Below are 20,010 nucleotides of genomic sequence, written 5' to 3'. Positions count from 1 at the left end.
GAGAGATTTCACCCAGGGCCGGGCCACGGTCAACGCGTCGATCTGGTCCCAGTGACGCACGACATCCTCGGCGGTTGACGGCGGTGGTGGTCAGCCAACCGCTGAAGATCAATAAACGATCTTTTCCGAGGGGCTCGTAAGCTCATCGACGGTTGGACTGTGTCCGGCAACAGATGATCATTCCGGTGAGCGTATGTACACCGGGCCGGGAACGGGAAGGGCTGGCGGAGATGACGGAACCTGGGACGGATGCCGCCCCGCCGGTGGCGGAGGTGGACCGGCGGCGGCTGCTGCTCATCGTCAACCCGCACGCCGGTGGCGGACGGGCCGCGCGGGCGCTGCCGGACGTGTCCGCCGCGCTGCGGCGCTGGGCGGCGGACGTGCGCGTCGAGCGGACCCGCGACATCGACCACGCCGCCGATCTCGCCGAGCAGGCCGTGGCCGACGGCCGGATGGCGGTCGCTCTCGGCGGGGACGGTCTCGCCGGCCGGGTCGCAGAGACCGTGGCCCGGCTGGGTGGGCTGCTCGCCGTGCTGCCCGGAGGACGCGGCAACGACTTCCTGCGCACCGTCGGCGCCAGCCGGGATCCGGTGATCGCCGCCACCGCCCTGGCCAGCGGCGTCGAGCGTCGCATCGACCTTGCCGAGGCCAACGGGCGGGCCTACCTCGGCATCGCCAGCGTCGGCTTCGACTCGGACGTCCAGGTGATCGCCAATCGGGCCCGGTTCGTCCGTGGCCAGCAGGTCTACACCTACGGCGCGTTACGGGCGGCGGCTGCGTGGAAGCCGGCCCGGTTCACCGTGGAGATCGACGACGGTGCCCCGCGCGAGCTCGTCGGCTGGACGGTGGCGATGGCGAACTCCGCCTGCTACGGCGGCGGGATGCGGCTGGCGCCCGAGGCGGAGCTCGACGACGGGCTGCTCGACGTCGTGCTGCTGGCGCACTGCGGCAAGATCACCTTTCTGTCGACGTTCCCGAAGGTGTTCTCCGGACGGCATGTGGACTCCTCACACGTCGAGGTGCTGCGGGCACGCAGCGTCCGGGTGGACGCCGACCGGCCGTTCCAGCTCTACGCCGACGGCGACCCGGTCGCGGACCTGCCCGCCCGGATCGTCCTGCGGCCGGGCCTGCTCCGCTTCCTCGCGCCGCCGGCCTGACCCGCTCCGGCTCGGCCCCGCCCGCGGCCAGCCCGGGCCCGGCCCCCGTGCCAGGGGCGGCGGCGCTCAGGCCAGTTGGGCGCCGGGACGGCCGTCCTCGACCACCCAGGTGGCGTCGGTGGTGACCGGCGCGTCCCGGCGCTCGATCGTCTCGGCCACCCGCATCTCGGCCCGCCACTCCCCGGGGGTGACGTGCACGCGGGTGTAGCCGCGCCGGTCCCCGCGGAAGTAGCGCACATGCGGGTTGAGCAGCCGGTTGTTCATCCGGACGAGGTCGTCGCTGACCATGAGGAACCCCGAGCTGATGGACGTGCAGACGAACTCGGTGCCGATCACGGGCGTCTCCGGCCGGTTGAAGTCGACCCGCAGGTCGTTCACCCACGCGGAGTGGATGTCGCCGGAGAGCACCACGGGGTTGCGCGCCCGGCTGTCGCGGACGGCGGACAGCAGTCTGGTGCGATACGGTACGTAGCCGTCGTTCTGGTCAAGATTGGTGAGGACGTCACCGAGACCGGCTGCGATCCGCGCGTGCAGCTGGGCCATCATCGTCTGCTGGGCGATCACGTTCCACCGGGTGGACGACGCCCGCAGGCCGTCGATGAGCCAGGCCTCCTGCTCAGCGCCGCTCATCGTCCCGGCGGTGTTGTTCTCCCCGAGCGACGCGTCACCGATGTCCTGGGACGCCCGGCCGGGCTGCGGGGTGCGGTACTGCCGGGTGTCCATCATGTTGAGGGTGAGCAGATCACCGAAGGTGAACCGGCGGTAGATCCTCAGGTCCGGTGAGCCGGGGACGTAGCCGACCCGGATCGGCATGTGCTCGTAGTACGCCTGGTAGGCGGCGGCCCGCTGCCGGGCGAACGCGGCCGGGTCCTGGTGCTTGTCCCCGGTGTCGCCGGACTCGTCGGTGAGGCCCGCGTAGCCGTTCTCGGTCTCGTGGTCGTCCCAGACGACCACCCAGGGCGCGGCGGTGTGCGCGGCCTGCAGAGCGGGATCGGACTTGTACTGTGTGTAGCGATTCCGGTAGTCGTCGAGGGTCCGGAGCTGGTTGAGCCCGGGGGTGGCCGGGGCGGTGTGACGGCGGTCCGGGAACCGGCTGTTCGGGTCGTACTCGTAGATGTAGTCACCGACGTGGACGACAAGATCAAGATTGTCGGTGGCGATCGCGTTGTACGCCGGCCAGTAGCCGTTCTGGAAGTCCTGGCAGCTCGCCAGCGCGAAACTCAGGCTCGACACCGCCGCCGAGGCGGCCGGCGCGGTGCGGGTCCGGCCGACCGGGCTCAGCACGGTGCCGGCGCGGAACCGGTAGAAGTACGCCCGGCCCGGCTGCAGGCCACGGACGTCGACATGCACCGAGTGCGCCAGCCCCGGCGTGGCGGCCTGCGTCCCGGCCGCGACGACGTCGGCGAACTTCTCGTCCGTGGCGACCTGCCAGTCGACCGGGATGTCGCCGCTGGGCAGCGGCGTGCCACCCGAGGGCGGCGCCACCAGCCGCGTCCACAGGATCACCCCGTCGGGCAGCGGATCGCCGCTGGCCACACCGAGGGAGAACACCCCGTCACCGACGCCGGGGATCGGGGTCGCCGGCCGCAGGGTCGCCCGCCCGGTCGGGCGCGGCGGTGCGGGCGTACCGCCCCCGGACGGCCCGCCGTCCGAGCAGCCCACGGCCGCCAGCAGCAGCGCCCCGCCCGCGAGAAAACCTCGCCGGGACGCGACGCCGGCCAGGCTCCGCCGGTGCGGGCCGGCGTCCGTACCGTCCGAGCCGCCAGCCACGGGGCCGGTATCCGCGGCGCTCCCGCCCGCCGGAGTACCGCTGCCTGCCGAAGTGCCCCTGCCTGCCGAAGTCCTGTTCACAACATCCCGCCCAGAATCCTGCCCGGAGCATCCAGGAGCCACGAGGCCCGCCGTCGTCACGGGGCCGACCGTCACAGTACCGGGACGTCAGCGGCGACCCGGTCACAGCGGAAAGTGATCCAGGGAAAACCACAGGCGAACGCTGCGGGTCACCGAGGCGGACGCCGGCAAAGCGGATGCGGATACGGATACGGCAGACGGGCACCGTCGATCGGATGCCGAACGGATATTGTGGGCGGGTGGCCCGGCGGAAACCGGTGTTCCGCGCCCGCCTCCACACATGTGATTCCACATATGTGATCCCGCGCATGTGCTCCTGCTCCGGGCATGCCCCGCGGGCGGGAAAGGCCCGTGAGAGGGGCAGGTCCGCGGACGGAAAGGGAGGGCGGGCTGAACACGCATCCGGCGATCCCGGCGGACGCAGCCGACCTGCACACCCATTCGACGGCGTCGGACGGCCTGCTGCCGCCCGCCGACGTTGTCCGCCTCGCGGCCGCGTCAGGCCTGGCCGCCATCGCGCTCACCGATCATGACACCACCGCGGGCCTGGCCGAGGCCGCGGCGGCGCTGCCCGCCGGCCTCACCCTGCTGCCGGGGGCGGAGATCTCCTGCCGGGTGCGGGTCGGCCGCGACCGCTGGGTGAGCCTGCACCTGCTCGCCTACCTGTTCGACCCGGTCGAGCCGGTGTTCGCCGAGGTCCGGGCCCGGCTGCGCGCCGAACGGGTCACCCGCGCCCAGCGCATGGTGGAGAAGCTGGCCGCCGACGGCCATCCGGTGGCCTGGGAGCGGGTCCGCGCCCTGGCCGACGGCGTGGTCGGACGCCCGCACGTGGCCGAGGCGCTTGTCGAGGCCGGTCTGGTGGGCAGCGTCCAGGATGCCTTCACCCCCGCCTGGATCGGCGCCGGCGGCCGCTACTGGGTGGACAAGGACGAACCGGACGTGGCCGAGGCGATCCGTCTCGTCCGCGACGCCGGCGGGGTCAGCGTGCTGGCGCACGCGTTCGCCAGCCGGCGGGGCGCGACCATCGGCCCGGACGTGATCGCGCGGCTGGCCCGCGACGGCCTCGGCGGCCTGGAGGTGGACCATCCCGACCACACCCCGGAGGCGCGCGCCCGGCTACGCCAGCTGGCCACGGACCTGGATCTGATCGTCACCGGCGCGAGCGACTTCCACGGAGCGAGCAAACCCCAGTCGCTCGGCGCGGAGACGACCACCCGGCAGGCGCTGGACGCGCTGGTCGCCGCGGGCCGCGGCACCGAACCGCTGACCGGCCAGGACCAGCCAGCGACCGGCCCGGCACCGAACCGCTGACCGGCTACGCGCCCTGGCCGCAGCCGCCGCCCGGTGGCTGCCGCGCGGGTGGGTAATGGTCGAGCCGGCCCAGCAGGTCTGCGAGTGTGTCCAGTTCGTCAGGGCTGAAATGGCTGGTCACGTGTTTGGACACCCCGGCGAGATGGGTCCGGGATGCGACCCGCAGCCGCTGGCGGCCTTCCGGGGTGAGGGTGGCCAGCGTCCCCCGCGCGTCCGACGGACACGAGCGGCGCTCGACCAGGCCCTCACGTTCCAGCCGGTCGACCAACCGGGTCAGTCCGCTGCGTGACAGCAGCACCGCCTCCGCGAGCTCGTTCATCCGCAGCGCGCCTTCCGGCGCCTCGGAAAGCTGCACCAGCACGTCGTAGGAGGCCAGCGGCAAATGGTGCTCGGCTTCGAGGTCGCTTTCCAGCTTGCGGGTAACGTAGGAATGAGCTCGCAGGAACTGGCGCCACGCGCGCATCGATCGCGGGTCGACCAGCGGTTCCTGTTCCACTGTTTGCTCGTCCACCGTCACGTGGATCAGAGTACGTCGGCGGTATGGGAGCGGGCCCGGACTCGCCAGGGATGTCAGATGATCGACAATTTGACCGACTCTGCCAGGTTGACAGCCAGCGCATCACCTCTCGACAGCCGTGCACGGCCCGTGGAAGATCATGGACGGCCCGGCTGGGCCAGTGTGCTGGTCGGCGCACCGCCGGCAGCCGCTCGTCCCGTCCCCGCTCCGCCCGCACCGGAAGCGGCCAGGTTCGGACCTCGTCGGACGCGTCCGGGCTGGACCTACGGCTATGGTGGACGTGCAGGCGTGTAGGCAGGAGCCGCACGCACCATCACACAGACCGGTCGAGGTTCTCTTGTCTGCTTCCCGGCCTAGCGCGGACGCGATCCAGGCAGCTCTCGCAACGGTGCTCGACCCTGAGATCGGGCGTCCGATCACCGAACTGGACATGGTCGAGTCGGTACGCGTCACCGATGACAACACCGTGGAAGTCGTGGTGTTGCTGACGGTCGCGGGTTGCCCGATGCGTGAGGAGATCGTCGCTCGGGTCGAGCGGGCGGTCACCGCGGTACCGGGCGTGTGGGGTACGCGGGTCCGTCTTGAGGTGATGACGGCCGAGCAGCGCACCGCCCTGCACACGAAGCTGCGCGGGGGGACCGCCACCCGGGCGATCCCGTTCGCCCAGCCCGGCTCGTTGACCCGGGTGTACGGGGTGGCCAGCGGCAAGGGCGGCGTCGGCAAGTCGTCGGTGACGGTCAACCTGGCCGCGTCGATGGCTCGCTCCGGGCTGTCGGTCGGCGTCCTCGACGCCGACATCTACGGGCACTCGATCCCCCGGATGCTGGGCGTGAACCGTCCGCCCACCCAGGTCGAAAAAATGATCATGCCGCCGCAGGCACATGGCGTCAAGGTCATTTCCACCGGCATGTTCACTCGAGGAAATCAACCTGTTACGTGGCGTGGCCCAATGCTGCACCGCGCGCTGGAGCAGTTCCTCTCGGACGTGTTCTGGGGCGACCTCGACGTCCTGCTGCTCGACCTGCCCCCGGGCACCGGTGACATCGCGATCTCGCTGGCGCAGCTCGTGCCGTCCTCCGAACTTCTTGTGGTCACCACTCCGCAGCTTGCCGCGACCGAGGTCGCGGAGCGGGCCGGCACCGTGGCGGTCCAGACCCGGCAGAACGTCGTCGGCGTGGTCGAGAACATGGCCTGGCTGCCCTGTCCGCACTGTGACGGGCGGGTGGACGTCTTCGGCTCCGGCGGCGGCATAGCCGTGGCCGAGCGTCTCAGCCGGGTCCTCGGGCACGAGGTGCCCCTGCTCGCGCAGGTGCCGATCGACGTCCGGCTGCGGGAAGGCGGGGACAACGGCGTTCCGCTGGCGATCTCCGATCCGGACTCCGAAGCGGGGAAGATCCTCCGGGGGGTGGCCGAACGCCTGTCGTCCCGCTCCCGCGGACTGGCCGGCCGTTCCCTCGGCCTCACCCCGACCCGGCAGCGCTGACCCACCCGAGTCCGGCCAAGATCTAGCCGGTCTAGCCGATCTTCATCGGTGATCTGCAAGGTGAGGTCGTAGTTCGCGAAAACGCTGGAACGCGGCTGTCTTCTGAACGGGCCTCTTGGGCCGCCGGTCAAACGCCCTGCTGGACGGGTCGGGAGCTCAGGTCGCGTCGGTATCGAACGGCGCGGCCGGCGGCTGGCCGGCCGCGGTGCCGCCACCGGTCGCGGGGGCGTCACCGCCCGCCCCGGAGGACACCTCCAGGCCCGATCGGCCCGGGCTGCCGGAGATGGTCTTCGTCAGGGAGGTGGAGGACACGGAGCCGGACGACGATGTGGTCAACGACGGCTTGGTCAACGACGGCTTCGCCAGGGACGTTTCGTTCGACGACGCCTTGGTCAGCGACAGGGTGGGCTTCACCTGGATGGCGGCGTCCTCATAGGAGCCTGAGTCGTAGGAAAGCCGTGGACGAGGCGGCTCCGCCGCCCCGGGGAGAGCATCGGAGTCGTCGTCGAAGAGCATCTTGTCGAAGGACGTCCGCTTGGACAGGTACGGCGGAAGCAACGGATCGTCGTCCTCGAGCAGATGCTTGCGGACGAAGGTCTTGGGGTGCAGAGTCCGCAGATCGAGGTCGGCGAACTCCGGGCCGAGCTCGGAGCGCAGCTCATCGCGCATCCCGGTGGCGGCCTGGCGGATCTGGCGCAGCAGCCGGCCCGCGTCACGGGCGACCTTGGGCAACCGCTCCGGGCCGAACACGAAGAGGCCGATCACCATCAGGACAGCGATCTCGCCCCATCCGACGCCGTTGAACACAGCCTCACACTACCCTGCCATCACGATCAACGAAACACGCTTCCCAACACCCACCGGCCAACCACTGCCCAGAACGTGCCCGATCGAGCTTCAGCCAGACGGGCAACACCTGGACGACCACCCGCCATGTCGCCGTCGTCACAATGCCGCCATTGCCACAATGCCGTCATCGTTACAGCCATCGTCACAACAGCTCCAGGGCTGAAGTTCCAGGTAGAAGTTCCAGGTGGAAGTTCTGAGGTGGAAGTTCCGGGGCCGTTCCCGAAGCTCCGAGCATCGCCCATGCTTCACCCACCATCAACTACCGGACACGGGTATCTGGCCATGACCGGTCAGGGCCGCACGGTCAGCCGGACTGCTCCTGCAGGGTCACCTGGGCGGCCTGCGCCCGGCCGTCCCGCTCGAACGTCACAGTGATCCGTTCGCCGACCCGGTGCGCCCGGCTCGCCGTGATCAGATCGTTGATGTTGCCGACGGCGATGTCTCCGATCCTGGTGATGAGATCGCCGGGACGCAGCCCGGCCAGCGCCGCCGGCCCCCCGGCCTCGACGCCACGGACCAGGGCGCCGGAAGACGCCCCGGCCGCGGCGGCGTTCGCCGTAACCGTGACCGCGGACACCCCGATGTGCGGATGGGTGGCCCGCCCGGTCCGGATGATCTCATCGGCCACCGACTTCGCGTAGTCGATCGGGATGGCGAAACCGACACCGATGTTCCCGGACGTGCCGCGCTCACCGTAACCACCGGGCACGGTCGCGATCGCGGTGTTGATCCCGATGACCTGGCCGTTCCCGTCCAGCAACGGGCCGCCCGAGTTGCCGGGGTTGATGGCCGCGTCGGTCTGGATCGCGCCGATGAGCAGCGACTCCCCGCCGGATTCCACCGGTACGGTCGGGTCACGGTCCAGTGCGCTGACGATGCCCGTGGTCACGGTCCCGGCCAGCCCCAGGGGCGCGCCGATGGCGATCAGGGGCGCGCCGACCACGAGCGATCCGGAACGTCCCAGCGTCGCCGCGGGCAGCGGGTCGGCCGTCCGGATCCGGATGACGGCGAGGTCGGTCCGGGGATCACGACCGACGATCTCCACCGGAATCGGCTGCAGGTTCTGGTAGCGGGTCACCGAGACGCGCGCTCGCGCGGTGACATTGGCCAACACGTGGTTGTTGGTCAGGATGTAGCCGTCCGGCCTGATGATCACACCGGAACCGGTCGCGGTCGCGGCCTGGGTGACCACGCTGATCGTGACCACGGACGGCAGCACCCGCGCGGCAATGACGGAGACGGGGACGCTGCGTTCACCCGGGGCTGACGTGCCGCCTGCCGCGTCCGGCGAGGCGGACGCGGACGATGCCGTCTGGCCGTGGTCGCTACCGGACGCGCCGTAGGCGCCGATCACGCCGCCGACCACCCCACCGAGCAGCCCCGCGAGCAGCATCGCCGTCACCGGGAGCGACGAAAGGCGGCGGAATCTTACTGGCGCAGCCCCCCGCCTCCTACCCGTCCGGCCCGGATACCCGACGTCGGCCAGCACAGCGGCGGCAGCGGCGTGATCACCCGCCCATGCGCTGCCGCCGGCAGGACCGACAGCGGCTGCTGCATCGCCGCCCGCGGCGCCCTCGGCAGTCGTGACGTCGGCGGCCACCGGGCCGGCGCTGACGCCCGTGCGCGCGGTAGCGCCCCACCACTGGGCACCGGCCGGCCGCCGGAATCCGGTCTGCGGCGCGGCAGCGCCGGGCCTCCCGGCACCGGCAACCGACATCGGCGCCGACGCCGGGCGGGCCCACCACGGATTGGTCGGCGGGTCGGACGGCCCACCAACAGCGCCACCGAGTCGGCTCGTATCGCGTTGTGTACCTGAATACGTCATTCCGGTGATATGACCTGGCTCCGGCAACTCCTGCTTCGCCCCGCCCGACCCCAGGCCAGCGGACACGCTCGCGGTGGATCCCGCCTGCGGCGGATACCCCGTGACGGGTCCGGAGTGCGAGGGGATGGCGACGTTCTCGCTGCCGCTACTCATGACCGCTTCGCCTCCCGACCGCCACTGGGGCCTGCCCTCCGGATCGTCGCCTGGCTCCGGTACCCGCCGCGAGTCGCTCCTCGCGACGCGTTGGAAAGCCCGGCATAGCCACCGATATTCAGCAGACCGGCTCCGGAACGTGTTCGGAGACGAGCTGAGTCGCCGTCAACCGCCGTGACACCCGCAGGCGGATGACCATAGCGCACCGCTCACGCGCCTACCACCGTACGGCCTGCGGCGCGGCTCCCGGACTGCCGGGGCAGCGTAGGTGACGTCCGTCATACGGACAGAGGTTCTTCCCAGCCACGGTGCCTTCGGCTGTCAGGGCGTGTCTGATGGATGTTGGTCGCCTGGGCGCCGCTCGCGCGATCGAACATCCGTCAGACGCGCCCTAAGTGGCTTTCGCCGCGTGGGTGCCGGTTTCCGCCTACGGCTTGCTGGCGAGAGGGCGTCGCACGCTGACTGGCACGGACACCACGGCGGCCGCCGGCAGCAGGCGGCTGACCCTGATCTCGGTGACGCCGGTGGCAAGGCTCGGCTGTACCACCGGCACCACAACCGGACGGGTCGACGACGCGGGCAGCCCGCCGGGGGCACGCACCTCCCCGAACGCGGCTCCCGCGACGGCGAAGAGCAGCACGGCCGCCGAGCCCACCAGGGTGCGCCTGGCGCGGCTACGGCGGTGCGCCGCGCGTACACGCGGGTCCACCGGCCCGGACGGCGGACGCCGGCCACCGGTGACCGGCATGGTCACGCGCGGCGTCATCCGTGGGCGGGCCGGCCATCCGGCCGTCCTCCGGCCGTCCTTCGTCGACGTCCCCGACAGGGACGCGGGCGAGACCGCGACGGCCTGCCCGATCGTGAACGTCCGCCTCCCGGTGGGCACATGTGTCTGTGGCGTCGACCACGTCGACCACGTCGAGCCAGCGGTGCGGGTGTCTCCCCAGCGGTGGGAGTGATCAGAATGGAACGTTCCAAGGGGGTCGGCGGGCAGTTGTGCGACCGGGCAGCCGACGGGAACCGCCGGATCAGCCGGAAACCCCGGACCGGCTGGCAGCGCCGGGCCAGCCGGATGCGCCCGGCCGTTGTCCGCGACGAAAGGGACACCCGTGTCCGTGACGAAGGGGGTGCTTGCCACGGAGGGAGTGCCCGCGGCGAACCGGGTGGGGATGGCGGCCACGGCCATCCGCAGCAGCCGGTCCGCCACACAACCCGGCAGCACAGGGCCGCCGAGCGCTGCCAACCGCGCCTTGAGACGACGCAGTTCGGCTACCTCCCACTGGCAGGCGGGACAGCGGGCGAGGTGCGCCAGGGCACGGTCCCGGTCGTCGTGGTCGAGTTGCTCGTCGACCAGCTGAGCGATCCGCTCACCAAGGTGGTGTCCGCTCACGCCTGCCGCTCCGGCGTGGACGTTGCACCGCCCACATTCGCCGTGGTCGGCTGTACGTTCGGCGCCGCCGTCCGGCGAGCGATCCGGTGCGATCGGTGTGACCGGCGCGCCCCGTCATCAGCCAGGGCGTGGGCATCGGCGGCGAGCGGGGCCTGCGGCCCGGTCAGTACCATCGGGGAAACGGCCGCGTCCCCGACCGGCTCATCGACCGCGGCCAGCAGCGCCGCTTCCCCGGCCGTGGCCGAGGAGACCGAGGAGCGCGGTGCCCGGTCGGCGAGCGCCTGCCGCAGCATCGCGCGTCCCCGGGAGATCCGGCTGCGGACCGTGCCGAGCTTCACTCCCAGGGTCTGCGCGATCTCCTCGTAGGAGAGCTGTTCGATGTCGCAGAGAACGACCGCGGCCCGGAAGTCCGGCGGGAGCGCGGCAAGCGCGCCTTCGATGTCGGCGTCGAAGTGCGACTCCGCGTAGACGGCCTCAGGGCTCGCCTCGCGGCCGGCCAGCCGCTCGGGGTCGTCCGGCAGCGCGTCGAAACGAATCTTCTGCTGGCGCCGCATCCGGTCCAGGAAGAGGTTCGTGGTGATTCGGTGGAGCCAGCCCTCGAAGGTGCCGGGTGTGTAGTCCGCCAACGACCGGAACACACGCACGAAGACGTCCTGGGTGAGGTCTTCGGCGTCGTGGGCGTTACCCGTAAGACGGTAGGCAAGACGGTACACCCTGTTACCGTGGTCCCGTACGACCTCTTCCCACGTGGGCGGCACCCACGCGGCCGGATCGCTACCGACCGCGCCAGCGACATCGGCCGCGACAGACCCGGTGACCTCCTCGTCCGAGGCCGGACGCGGTGGAGCCGGCCGGCCAGACGTGAACGTGGCCAGGCGCGCGTCCTGTCCGTTCACAGCCGCCTCTCGATCGGTTCGAGACGAACGTACCCGACGCGCCGGCCATGGCGCGGCAAAACCCGCAGCGGACACCGGCTGTTCTCCCCTCGATCCATCCCCGACACGAGGCGCGTTGCCAAGACGAACGCGCCATCAGCACCCGGCGTTCCCGTAGGCTGCCTATGTCATGCCCGACACAGTCACCGGGGCCGTCGATCCGACCGCCGCATACACGGAGGGCTTCCTTCTGGAAGACCCTCCCCTGCGGGCTGCCCGAGCCCGCGCCGAGGAGGTCGGTATCGTCCCGGTCGCCCCGGGCACCGGTTCCATCCTGCGCTTCCTTGCCGCCTCTGTGGCAGCCCGCACAGTTGTCGAAATTGGGACAGGTACCGGCGTGTCCGGTACCTGGCTGCTGCGCGGGATGCGTCCGGACGGGACCCTGACCACCATCGACGTCGAAGCGGAGCACCTGCGGCTGGCCCGCCGTACGTACGCGGACGCCGGCATGGCGCCCAACCGCAGCCGGCTGATCACCGGACGCGCGCTCGACGTCCTGCCCAGGCTCACCGACAGCGCCTACGACCTGGTCTTCTGCGACGGGGACCAGCGTGAGGCCACCGACTACTTCAACCAGGCCCTCCGGCTGCTACGGGCGGGCGGCATCGTGGTCTTCACCGGCGCGCTCGCCGGCGGACGGGTTGCCGACCCCGACGCCCGCGACGCCGAGACCACCGCGGCCCGGGAGCTGGTCACCGCCGTCCGCGACGACAGCCGGTTGACCCCCATGCTCCTGACCACGGGCAACGGCGGCCTCCTGGTCGCCGTGGTCGCCAAGTCCTCACCGGTCGGTTAGACCGGGACGGTCGTTCGGCCAGGCTGTTTCTGCCGCTCGCGCGGCCAGGCCGGCTTCAGGCCGGTTTTTTCGTCCTTCGTGTTTTCCGCACCTTCGCGCGACCGGGCCGTTCCGGACGGATGCCGGTTTACCCGGCCGATGATCCAGATGGCTTCCCGTGTGATGGGACATCCGTCGGACACGACCCGCGCCGGACCTGACCTATGCCGTATCGGCATAGGTCACCGGGCTGCCGGCAACATCATGGCAGGGCTCAGGAGGCCAGCCAGGCCAGGAGAGTACGTACGCCCCAGCCCGTTCCGCCCTTGCTGATCTCACCGTCGTCGGAGTCGGACCGGGCGGTGCCGGCGATGTCCAGGTGCGCCCAGGGCAGGCCACCGGTGAACTCCCGCAGGAAGAGCGCGGCCGTGATCGACCCGCCGGAGACGTTCAGCGCGGTACCGGTGTTCGCCAGGTCGGCCACGGTGGACTCCAGCGCCGGCCGGTAGTCCTCGACCAGCGGGAGACGCCACACCCGTTCGCCCGCGTCCGCCGCCGCGGACGAGAGCTGATCGGCCAGGACCTCGTCCGAGGCGAACAGGCCGGCCGTCCGGCGGCCCAGGGCGATCGCGATCGCGCCGGTGAGGGTCGCCAGGTCGACGATCGCGTCCGGTGCCAGGGTGGCCGCGTAGGCGAGCCCGTCGGCGAGCACCAGACGCCCCTCGGCATCGGTGTTGAGCACCTCGACGGTGGTACCGCCCCAGCAGGAGATGACGTCCCCGGGCCGCAGCGCACCCCCGTCGATCATGTTCTCGGCGAGGCAGAGCAGCGCGGTGACGCGTCCGGGAGCCCGCAGGGCAGGCAGCGTCACCACGGTCGCGAGGATGGCCGCCGCGCCGGACATGTCGGTCTTCATGGCGGTCATGGACGTCGCGGGCTTCAGCGACAGGCCACCGGAGTCGAAGGTGATCCCCTTGCCCACCAGCACCACGTGCCGGGCGTCCACCGGCGTCCGCTGCCCGGCCGTCGCGGGGCCGTTGTACGTCAGCCGCACCAGCCGCGGTGGGCGCGTCGAGCCCGCACCCACCGCGACCAGCCCACCGAAGCCCTCGTCGGCCAGTTCGTCGGGGCCAAGTACCTCGACGTCGAGGCCGGCGGCCCGGGCGAGCTCGACCGCGCGGTCGGCGAACCAGGCCGGTGACTTCAGCAGGCTCGGCGTATTGATCAGATCACGGGCGAGGTGGACGGCACGAGCGGTCGCGTCGGCGGCGGCGAGCGACGCTCGCAGATCGGCGTCCTGCGGATCCGCGACGATGAGAGTCACCTCCCGCAGGATCTTCGACGGCTCGTCGGCGACGTCGGACCCGGCACCAGCGGCAGCCTCGGTGCCGGCAGCGACCGGCTCGACGGTGGCAGGCTCGACAGTGGCAGGCCTGGCAGCGGCTGGCTCGACGGTGGCGCTGCCGGCGCCGAGGCCATCGGCGTGCCCCGCTGTGCCACGCGGGGCGTTCGCCTCACCCACCGCGGCGGTCGGGCGCCCGGAAGCGGCAAGTGGTCGGTAGGAGGCCAACGCCAGACCCTCGGCAAAGGCCCGCGCGGCGGCGGCGTCGACACCGGCGTGGGCGTCCGCGAGCACGGCGGCCCGGTTGGCCGGCCCGGCCCGGCGAGCCAGCGCGGCACCGGCGGCCCGCCACGCCGCCGCGTCCCGCCTGCCGGCTCCCACCAGCAGCAACTTACGTGGGCTGGCAGCACGCCCCAACGGGATAGCGATCACCTCGGCCTGGTCGCCGCTGGCGCGTTCCCCGGCAAGCAGAAGATCAAGATCTATGCCGAGCGACTCGCCGACCGCGCGTCCGGCCGGGGTGACCACCGCGAACGCACCCGCATCCTCCCGCGGGAGGGTCAGCAAAGCCAGGACCGGCGCACCGGCGTCCAGCGGGGCACCGGCCCACGGCCTCACAATCGGTGGGCGGGCAGCAGCCCAACTGCTGTCCACAACGTCAGACACGCTGGCTGCGCACGCTTAGCCGGCCGCCGACTTCAACGCGTCCCCAAGATCTTTCGCTTCGTCAGGCAACAGCTCCACCACGAGACGGCCACCCCCTTCGAGCGGGACGCGCATGATTATGCTGCGCCCCTCTTTGGTGACCTCGAGCGGACCGTCACCCGTCCGCGGCTTCATGGCCGCCATCGGTGCACCTCTTCCTGCCGTCGGACCTGCTACCACCAGCGATTATCCCGGAGAACAGGCCGGGAACCGAAACACGTCACCCCGCAGCGCCACAACAGACACAGGCCGACAGGTCCGCAAACCACCAAAGACACCCCCGGACCACCAACAAGAACACGATTCAAATCAACACCCACGATAAGGACACCGCGGACGACGGGAAAGCCACCACAGTGTCGCCCGCACGCCACCCACGGCGGTGCGACACGACAGCAGCCCCACAAGCAGCCCCAAGCCCCACGCCGCATCCAGGGCCTGGCAGGCAGGCGGCCCGGCGCGGGCAGGTAGCCAGTAACCCTCCAGCGTACGGCCGCTGGTGGGCGTCAGCCCGATGGCGGCGCGGGCAGGGAACTGTGCGGGCTGTCCGGGGTGTTCGACGGACGCCGTGTGCCGGCGGTGTCGGTCGGCTGGTGGGTGTCCGCGGTGTCCGGGCCCTCAGCCTGGCCTCCCCAACCGCCCTGGTCCGCGCCCCGGGCGGACCAGGGGTAGCGATCGAGTCGGGCGAAGGAGGCCAGCCGGACCATCTCCTCGTCCCGTCGCGCGAGTTCGGCGTCGCGCCAGGCAAGCTCGCTGGCAAGGCGCGCGAGCACGGCGTCCACGTCAGCCATTCGGTATCCCCGCAGCGCCATCTCGAACCGGATACCGGCCACATCGTCCGCGGACACCGTCGGTGACGGCAGGCGCTGGTCAGCCGCGTCGCGCGGAGCGGGCGACAACCGGTCGAACCTGCCCACCGCCAGGGCCGCGACGGCGAAGACGATGGCGGCGACAACCACGATCTCGACAGCGAGCAACACCCAACGATCGTTACACGGTCGGCAGAGTTCCGCCGCATGTGCCACCCCGTCCACATGCGTACACGGTTGCCGGGCCGCTCGGAGAGGTCCGCGATGCGCGCCGGCCCCTGCTCACGCCCGTGCGGCGGCCAGGCCGTGGCGTTGGCCCAACGACCGGGGCGCGGGCTCCCGCCCACGGTCGCGTGGCGGTCCGTGGGCGGGTGACCGGTTAAGCTGGCCTGGATGTCCACCGACGTCGAAACCGCCGCTGCTCCCGGAGCACCAAACACTTCCGGAGCACCGGCCGACCCCCTCCCGGTGCTCCCCGCGGGCTGTGGCGGTGACCTGCGGCTCGGTTCGTCGACGTTCCACCCGGCCGACCTGGTGATCATGGCGATCGTCAACCGGACACCGGACTCCTTCTTCGACCGGGGCGCCACCTACGGCGAGCGCAAGGCGCTGGCCGCCGTCGACCGCGCGATCGCGGAAGGCGCCCGGATCGTCGACATAGGCGGGGTCAAGGCCGGCCCTGGTGAGCATGTCGACGCGGCCGAGGAACTGCGCCGGGTCGGCGGGTTCGTCGCGCTGGTCCGCGCCAGGCACCCCGACATCGTGATCAGCGTTGACACCTGGCGCGCCGAGGTCGGCCGGATCGTGGCGGCCGAGGGCGCCGACCTGCTCAACGACGCGTGGGGCGGCGTCGACCCCCGGCTCGCAGAGGTCGCCGCCGAACATGGGTTGGGCCTGGTCTGCACCCACTCCGGGCACCAGCCGCCGCGTACCCGCCCGCACCGGGTCACCTACGACGACGTGGTCGCCGACATCGTCGCCACGACGACCGGGCTCGCCGAACGCGCCAGAGCGCTCGGTGTGCGACCCGAGGCCATCATCGTCGACCCCGGGCACGACTTCGGCAAGAACAGTCGTCACTCTCTGGAGGCGACCCGCCGGCTGCCCGAACTAGTCGCCACCGGATGGCCGGTGCTCGTCGCGCTGTCGAACAAGGACTTCATCGGCGAGGTCCTCGACAGCCCTGTGATGGACCGGCTGGAAGGCACCCTGGCCGCGACCGCGGTGAGCGCGTGGCTCGGCGCCAGGATCTTCCGGGCCCACCAGGTGGCACCGACCCGGAAGATCCTGGAGACGGTGGCGGCGATCCGTGGCACCCGCGATCTCGCCGTCTCGCGCCGGGCTCTCGCGTAGCGCCGGGCCGAACGTGACGCGGTCCGCCGTCCGTCCGTGTCCTCGCGTTACGGCAGGCCCGTTCCGGGGCCATCCCGGAGCCCGTCACGAGGACCGGGCTGTCCGATTCCCGACACACCTCCTCGGACGTTACGATGCCGCCGCTTCGCCACCTATTCTTGGCCTGATTATTACGGAATGGTTGTGGATGTGAATCCCGTATGTCACCACGAGCCGGATCCGCTCTGATTGCCGGGTGCCGGGATGCCGCCAGCCCGCGGCCACGCGCAACCTGGAGTCGGGCTCGACTTCGGGCCGGCGCCAGGTACGGTGCGGAGTTCCAGCATCCGGCACGAAGGCAACGAGTGGCGGACGGTCGTTCTCCGGCGCCGTCGGGTCATGACATATTCCAGACCACCCGCCCACGTCCACCACTTGTTGTCGGATGTCATTTCAACGGACACCTCGCGGACCCCGGCCCTGGGGTAGGATTCACTTCTGCCACCGGACGCCAAGATCTTTTCATACATGTCGAGGGGGCTGACCAGTGTCCTTCGAGTTCGACAGCCTGTTCAACTTCCGGGATCTTGGTGGACTGGCTCTGGACGACGATCAGGCTACCCGGCACGGGCTCGTGTTCAGGTCGGACGCACTGCACGGCCTGTCGACGAGCGATCGCGGCTACCTCCTGGACGGAGTGGGAATCGGTGTAATCATCGACCTGCGAACAGCCGAGGAGGCCGACGGCGACGGGCTCCAGGACCAGCGCATCTTCCCGGAACTCGAGACATACCATCTCTCCGTGATGCCGGAGGGTCGGATCGGCCGCGAGCCGTTTCCCGACGGTCGCGATCCCGTGGCACTCGCCGAAGGCTACTACAAGAACCTCGTTGAAGGCGCACCCACCATCGGGAAGGTTTTCGGCATCATCGCCGACTCCCTGGACAGGAACATCCCCGTCCTTTTTCACTGTGCCGCCGGCCGGGACCGGACCGGTCTCATAGCAGCCATTCTCCTGAGCCTGGTCGGGGTCAGGAACGACGAGATCGCACGGGACTTCCTGCGCAGCAACCACCATGCGCACCACATCGTCGCCCGGCTGGAACAGAATCCACTGTACGGCGCGTCGAGCACGACCGGGCTCGGCCCGGCGCTGCTACAGGCCCAGACCATGGACATATTCCTCGACCTGCTGCGGTCACGAAACGGCGGTGCCCTGACCTGGGCGACTTCGACCGGCATACCCACACCGATCATCGACGCGCTGCGCGTCGGCCTCGCCCCGGGTATTACGGGCATGACCGGCTGATTCGTACGGCCGATCCTTCGTACAACCGATTCGCGTCATGACGCTGACGCGAATCGGCCATCGGATGTCCGGACCGGGCTTCGAGACGCGCCGGCGCGCTCACGGCCGGCCGGGACCGGCGGCCGGCCCGGTCAGGTAGCGGCGTAGCACGTCCTCAGCGGTGTCGATCAGCTCCAGTTCGACGTGTTCGTCCCGGGTGTGAGCCAGATTGGGATCGCCCGGGCCATAGTTGAGCGCCGGGACGCCGAGGGCCGCGAACCGGGCCACGTCCGTCCAGCCGTACTTGGCGACGGGCGTGCGCCCCACCGCCCGGACGAACGCGGCCGCGGCCGGCGCGGTCAGCCCGGGCAGCGCACCGGCCGCGCTGTCGGTCAGCTCCACCGGGAACCCGTCCAGGGTCTCCCGGACGTGGTCGAGCGCCTGGGCAACGTCACGGTCCGGAGCGAACCTGTAGTTGACCAGAACCTCGCACACGTCCGGAACGATGTTGCCGGCCACGCCGCCGGTGATCCGCACGGCGTTGAGACCCTCCCGGTAGACACAGCCGTCGATCGTCACCGTCCGCGGCTGATAGCTGGCGAGCCGTTCCAGCAGCGGCGCGGCCCGGTGGATCGCGTTCTCCCCGAGCCATGACCGGGCCGAGTGCGCCCGGCGTCCCGGCACCGTGACGGCCACCCGCAGGGTGCCCTGGCAGCCGGCCTCGATCTCGCCCGACGTCGGCTCCAGGAGCAGCGCAAGGTCGGCGTCCAGCCAGTCCCGATGGTTCGCGGCCAGGCGGCGCAGGCCGTTGCGGACGGCGTCGACCTCTTCGTTGTCGTAGAAGACCCAGGTCACGTCGTGCGCGGGAACGAAACCCACGGACGGCGTGGACGCGGCGGTACCGACAGACCCCACGGAGCCCGCGAGGACGGCCGCCAGCCGCAGCATCACGGCCACCCCGGCTTTCATGTCCGAGGTGCCGCATCCGTACAGGTGCCCGTCCGCCAGCCGGCTGGGCAGGTTGTCCGCGATCGGAACGGTGTCCAGATGCCCGGCGAGCAGCACCCGGGTCTGCCGGCCCAGCTCGGTCCGGGCCACGACCGCGTCGCCGTCACGGTCCACCCGCAGCCCGCCGAGGCCGGTCAGGGCCTCCTCGACCGCGTCCGCGAGCGTACTCTCGGCCCCGCTCGGCGAGGGGATGTCGACGACAGCGCGGGTCAGCTCCGTCGCCGACAGGCTCAGATCAAGGCGCATGCCCGGGCCCCCGTCGCTTCGTCTCCCCGTCGGCATCTCTCCCCGTTGCCTCGTCTCCCCGGCTCAGGGGGCGACACCGTGCTCCCGCAGGACGTCGTTGAGCGCGAGCTTGTCGTGGATCTCCCCTTCGGCGAGTGTCCGCAGCACGAGGACGCACGGCAGCGCGTAGTCCCCGCCGGGGAACGACTTCACCCGGCTGGACCCGACCGCGACCGCCCGCTCGGGGATCTCGCCCCGGGGGTACTCCTCGCCGGTGTTCGCGTCGAAGACATGGGTGGACGCGGTCAGGATCGCGCCCGCGCCGAGCTTCGCGCCGCGACGTACCCGCGCGCCCTCCACGACCATGCACCGGCTGCCGATGAACGCGTCGTCTTCGATCACCACCGGCTTCGCGTTCGGCGGCTCCAGCACCCCGCCGATGCCGACGCCGCCGGACAGGTGCACCCGACGGCCGATCTGCGCGCAGGAGCCGACCGTCGCCCAGGTGTCGACCAGGGTGCCGGCTCCGACGTATCCGCCGATGTTGGTGTAGCTCGGCATGAGCACCGCGCCCGGTTCGACATATGCGCCCCAGCGGACGATCGCACCCGGCACCACCCGTACCCCGTCGAAGGACGTCTTCAACGGCACACGATCGTGGTAATGGAAGTCGCCGGCGGCGGACTCGGCCATCGGCAGTACCCGGAAGGCGATCAGGATGGCGCGTTTGGCCCGCTCGTCCACGACGACCTCACCGGTGTCGGCGACGTGGGCGACCCTCGCCTTCCCCGTGTCCAACAGATTGACCGCTTCGACCACAACGTCGTACACGGGACGGCCGTCCGGTGCCTCGGACGCGTCGGGGTTCTCCCACAACGTGTCGATGACGGGATCGATGGCGGTGTCAGAAACCGTAACCGAGGTGCTCACGGTCACGACCTTAACGAGGCGGCCAGCGGCTGCCCAACCGGTTGACTCCCCGGCTGGCTCCTCCGGCCCCTCCCAGGCCGGCCTGGGAGCATGGTCGGCCCATCCGACGGAGATCCCCACATCGC

At 71.0% G+C, this 20,010-nt stretch carries 17 protein-coding genes; 6 read left to right on the top strand and 11 right to left on the bottom strand.

Features of this window, described 5'->3' with window-relative positions:
- The first annotated feature begins 230 nt into the window (after positions 1–230).
- On the top strand, positions 231–1,157 hold the full coding sequence (locus FSYMDG_RS04220; protein ID WP_043604812.1) for a diacylglycerol/lipid kinase family protein: 927 nt from the start codon (positions 231–233) through the stop codon (positions 1,155–1,157).
- A gap of 66 nt (positions 1,158–1,223) precedes the next feature.
- On the opposite strand, the gene FSYMDG_RS04215 is transcribed toward FSYMDG_RS04220, so the two are convergent.
- Positions 1,224–2,927, bottom strand: coding sequence for an alkaline phosphatase D family protein (locus FSYMDG_RS04215; protein ID WP_013872350.1), 1,704 nt, complete (start codon positions 2,925–2,927; stop codon positions 1,224–1,226).
- 489 nt (positions 2,928–3,416) lie between these two features.
- Here FSYMDG_RS04215 and FSYMDG_RS04210 point away from each other — a divergent pair, with 489 nt between their 5' ends.
- On the top strand, positions 3,417–4,319 hold the full coding sequence (locus FSYMDG_RS04210; RefSeq protein ID WP_043604810.1) for a PHP domain-containing protein: 903 nt from the start codon (positions 3,417–3,419) through the stop codon (positions 4,317–4,319).
- 4 nt (positions 4,320–4,323) lie between these two features.
- On the opposite strand, the gene FSYMDG_RS04205 is transcribed toward FSYMDG_RS04210, so the two are convergent.
- Positions 4,324–4,782 carry a MarR family winged helix-turn-helix transcriptional regulator gene (locus FSYMDG_RS04205; RefSeq protein WP_083828429.1) on the bottom strand — a complete coding sequence of 153 codons (459 nt, stop codon included), beginning with the start codon at positions 4,780–4,782 and terminating at the stop codon, positions 4,324–4,326.
- Between the two features lie 391 nt (positions 4,783–5,173).
- On the opposite strand from FSYMDG_RS04205, the gene FSYMDG_RS04200 reads away from it, so the two are divergent.
- Positions 5,174–6,319: an Mrp/NBP35 family ATP-binding protein gene (locus FSYMDG_RS04200; RefSeq protein ID WP_013872347.1), complete on the top strand. Its 1,146-nt coding sequence runs from the start codon at positions 5,174–5,176 to the stop codon at positions 6,317–6,319.
- A gap of 156 nt (positions 6,320–6,475) precedes the next feature.
- On the opposite strand, the gene FSYMDG_RS23970 is transcribed toward FSYMDG_RS04200, so the two are convergent.
- The 4 genes from FSYMDG_RS23970 to sigE all read right to left on the bottom strand — a co-directional run bounded on the left by FSYMDG_RS23970 (position 6,476) and on the right by sigE (position 11,432).
- Positions 6,476–7,087 (bottom strand): sec-independent translocase, encoded by a 612-nt coding sequence (locus FSYMDG_RS23970; RefSeq protein WP_237702985.1) that lies wholly within the window; start codon positions 7,085–7,087, stop codon positions 6,476–6,478.
- 385 nt (positions 7,088–7,472) lie between these two features.
- Positions 7,473–8,561: a S1C family serine protease gene (locus tag FSYMDG_RS04190; protein WP_237702984.1), complete on the bottom strand. Its 1,089-nt coding sequence runs from the start codon at positions 8,559–8,561 to the stop codon at positions 7,473–7,475.
- Between the two features lie 1,012 nt (positions 8,562–9,573).
- Positions 9,574–10,536: an anti-sigma factor family protein gene (locus FSYMDG_RS22675; RefSeq protein ID WP_013872344.1), complete on the bottom strand. Its 963-nt coding sequence runs from the start codon at positions 10,534–10,536 to the stop codon at positions 9,574–9,576.
- Entirely contained in the window at positions 10,533–11,432 is a 900-nt protein-coding gene (gene sigE, locus FSYMDG_RS04180; protein ID WP_013872343.1) for an RNA polymerase sigma factor SigE, read from the bottom strand. The genes FSYMDG_RS22675 and sigE overlap by 4 nt, the downstream gene beginning before the upstream one ends.
- A 169-nt stretch (positions 11,433–11,601) precedes the next feature.
- Here sigE and FSYMDG_RS04175 point away from each other — a divergent pair, with 169 nt between their 5' ends.
- The gene (locus FSYMDG_RS04175; RefSeq protein ID WP_013872342.1) at positions 11,602–12,267 is read left to right on the top strand and encodes an O-methyltransferase; all 666 of its coding nucleotides are present in this window, start codon (positions 11,602–11,604) and stop codon (positions 12,265–12,267) included.
- Positions 12,268–12,520: 253 nt separating this feature from the next.
- Here the strand turns inward: FSYMDG_RS04175 and FSYMDG_RS04165 are convergent, their stop codons facing one another.
- The 3 genes from FSYMDG_RS04165 to FSYMDG_RS04160 all read right to left on the bottom strand — a co-directional run bounded on the left by FSYMDG_RS04165 (position 12,521) and on the right by FSYMDG_RS04160 (position 15,273).
- A complete protein-coding gene (locus tag FSYMDG_RS04165) occupies positions 12,521–14,155 on the bottom strand; it encodes a leucyl aminopeptidase (protein WP_237702982.1) in 1,635 nt (544 codons plus the stop codon).
- A 114-nt stretch (positions 14,156–14,269) separates the two neighbouring features.
- Positions 14,270–14,437 carry a DUF3117 domain-containing protein gene (locus FSYMDG_RS23965; protein ID WP_013872340.1) on the bottom strand — a complete coding sequence of 56 codons (168 nt, stop codon included), beginning with the start codon at positions 14,435–14,437 and terminating at the stop codon, positions 14,270–14,272.
- A gap of 362 nt (positions 14,438–14,799) precedes the next feature.
- On the bottom strand, positions 14,800–15,273 hold the full coding sequence (locus FSYMDG_RS04160; protein WP_013872339.1) for a DivIVA domain-containing protein: 474 nt from the start codon (positions 15,271–15,273) through the stop codon (positions 14,800–14,802).
- A gap of 222 nt (positions 15,274–15,495) precedes the next feature.
- Here FSYMDG_RS04160 and folP point away from each other — a divergent pair, with 222 nt between their 5' ends.
- Together folP and FSYMDG_RS04150 are read left to right on the top strand one after the other, a co-directional pair.
- Positions 15,496–16,455, top strand: coding sequence for a dihydropteroate synthase (folP, locus tag FSYMDG_RS04155; RefSeq protein WP_083828140.1), 960 nt, complete (start codon positions 15,496–15,498; stop codon positions 16,453–16,455).
- Positions 16,456–16,981: 526 nt separating this feature from the next.
- On the top strand, positions 16,982–17,743 hold the full coding sequence (locus tag FSYMDG_RS04150) for a tyrosine-protein phosphatase (RefSeq protein WP_013872337.1): 762 nt from the start codon (positions 16,982–16,984) through the stop codon (positions 17,741–17,743).
- Positions 17,744–17,842: 99 nt separating this feature from the next.
- On the opposite strand, the gene dapE is transcribed toward FSYMDG_RS04150, so the two are convergent.
- Together dapE and FSYMDG_RS04140 are read right to left on the bottom strand one after the other, a co-directional pair.
- Positions 17,843–18,976 (bottom strand): succinyl-diaminopimelate desuccinylase, encoded by a 1,134-nt coding sequence (gene dapE / locus FSYMDG_RS04145; protein WP_013872336.1) that lies wholly within the window; start codon positions 18,974–18,976, stop codon positions 17,843–17,845.
- A 63-nt stretch (positions 18,977–19,039) separates the two neighbouring features.
- The gene (locus FSYMDG_RS04140; RefSeq protein ID WP_043604797.1) at positions 19,040–19,885 is read right to left on the bottom strand and encodes a 2,3,4,5-tetrahydropyridine-2,6-dicarboxylate N-succinyltransferase; all 846 of its coding nucleotides are present in this window, start codon (positions 19,883–19,885) and stop codon (positions 19,040–19,042) included.
- Between the last annotated feature and the right edge of the window lie 125 nt (positions 19,886–20,010).

The sequence above is a fragment of the Candidatus Protofrankia datiscae genome, assembly GCF_000177615.2.
Lineage (GTDB): Bacteria > Actinomycetota > Actinomycetes > Frankiales > Frankiaceae > Protofrankia > Protofrankia coriariae.
This window is presented reverse-complemented; position numbering and strand designations above follow the sequence as displayed.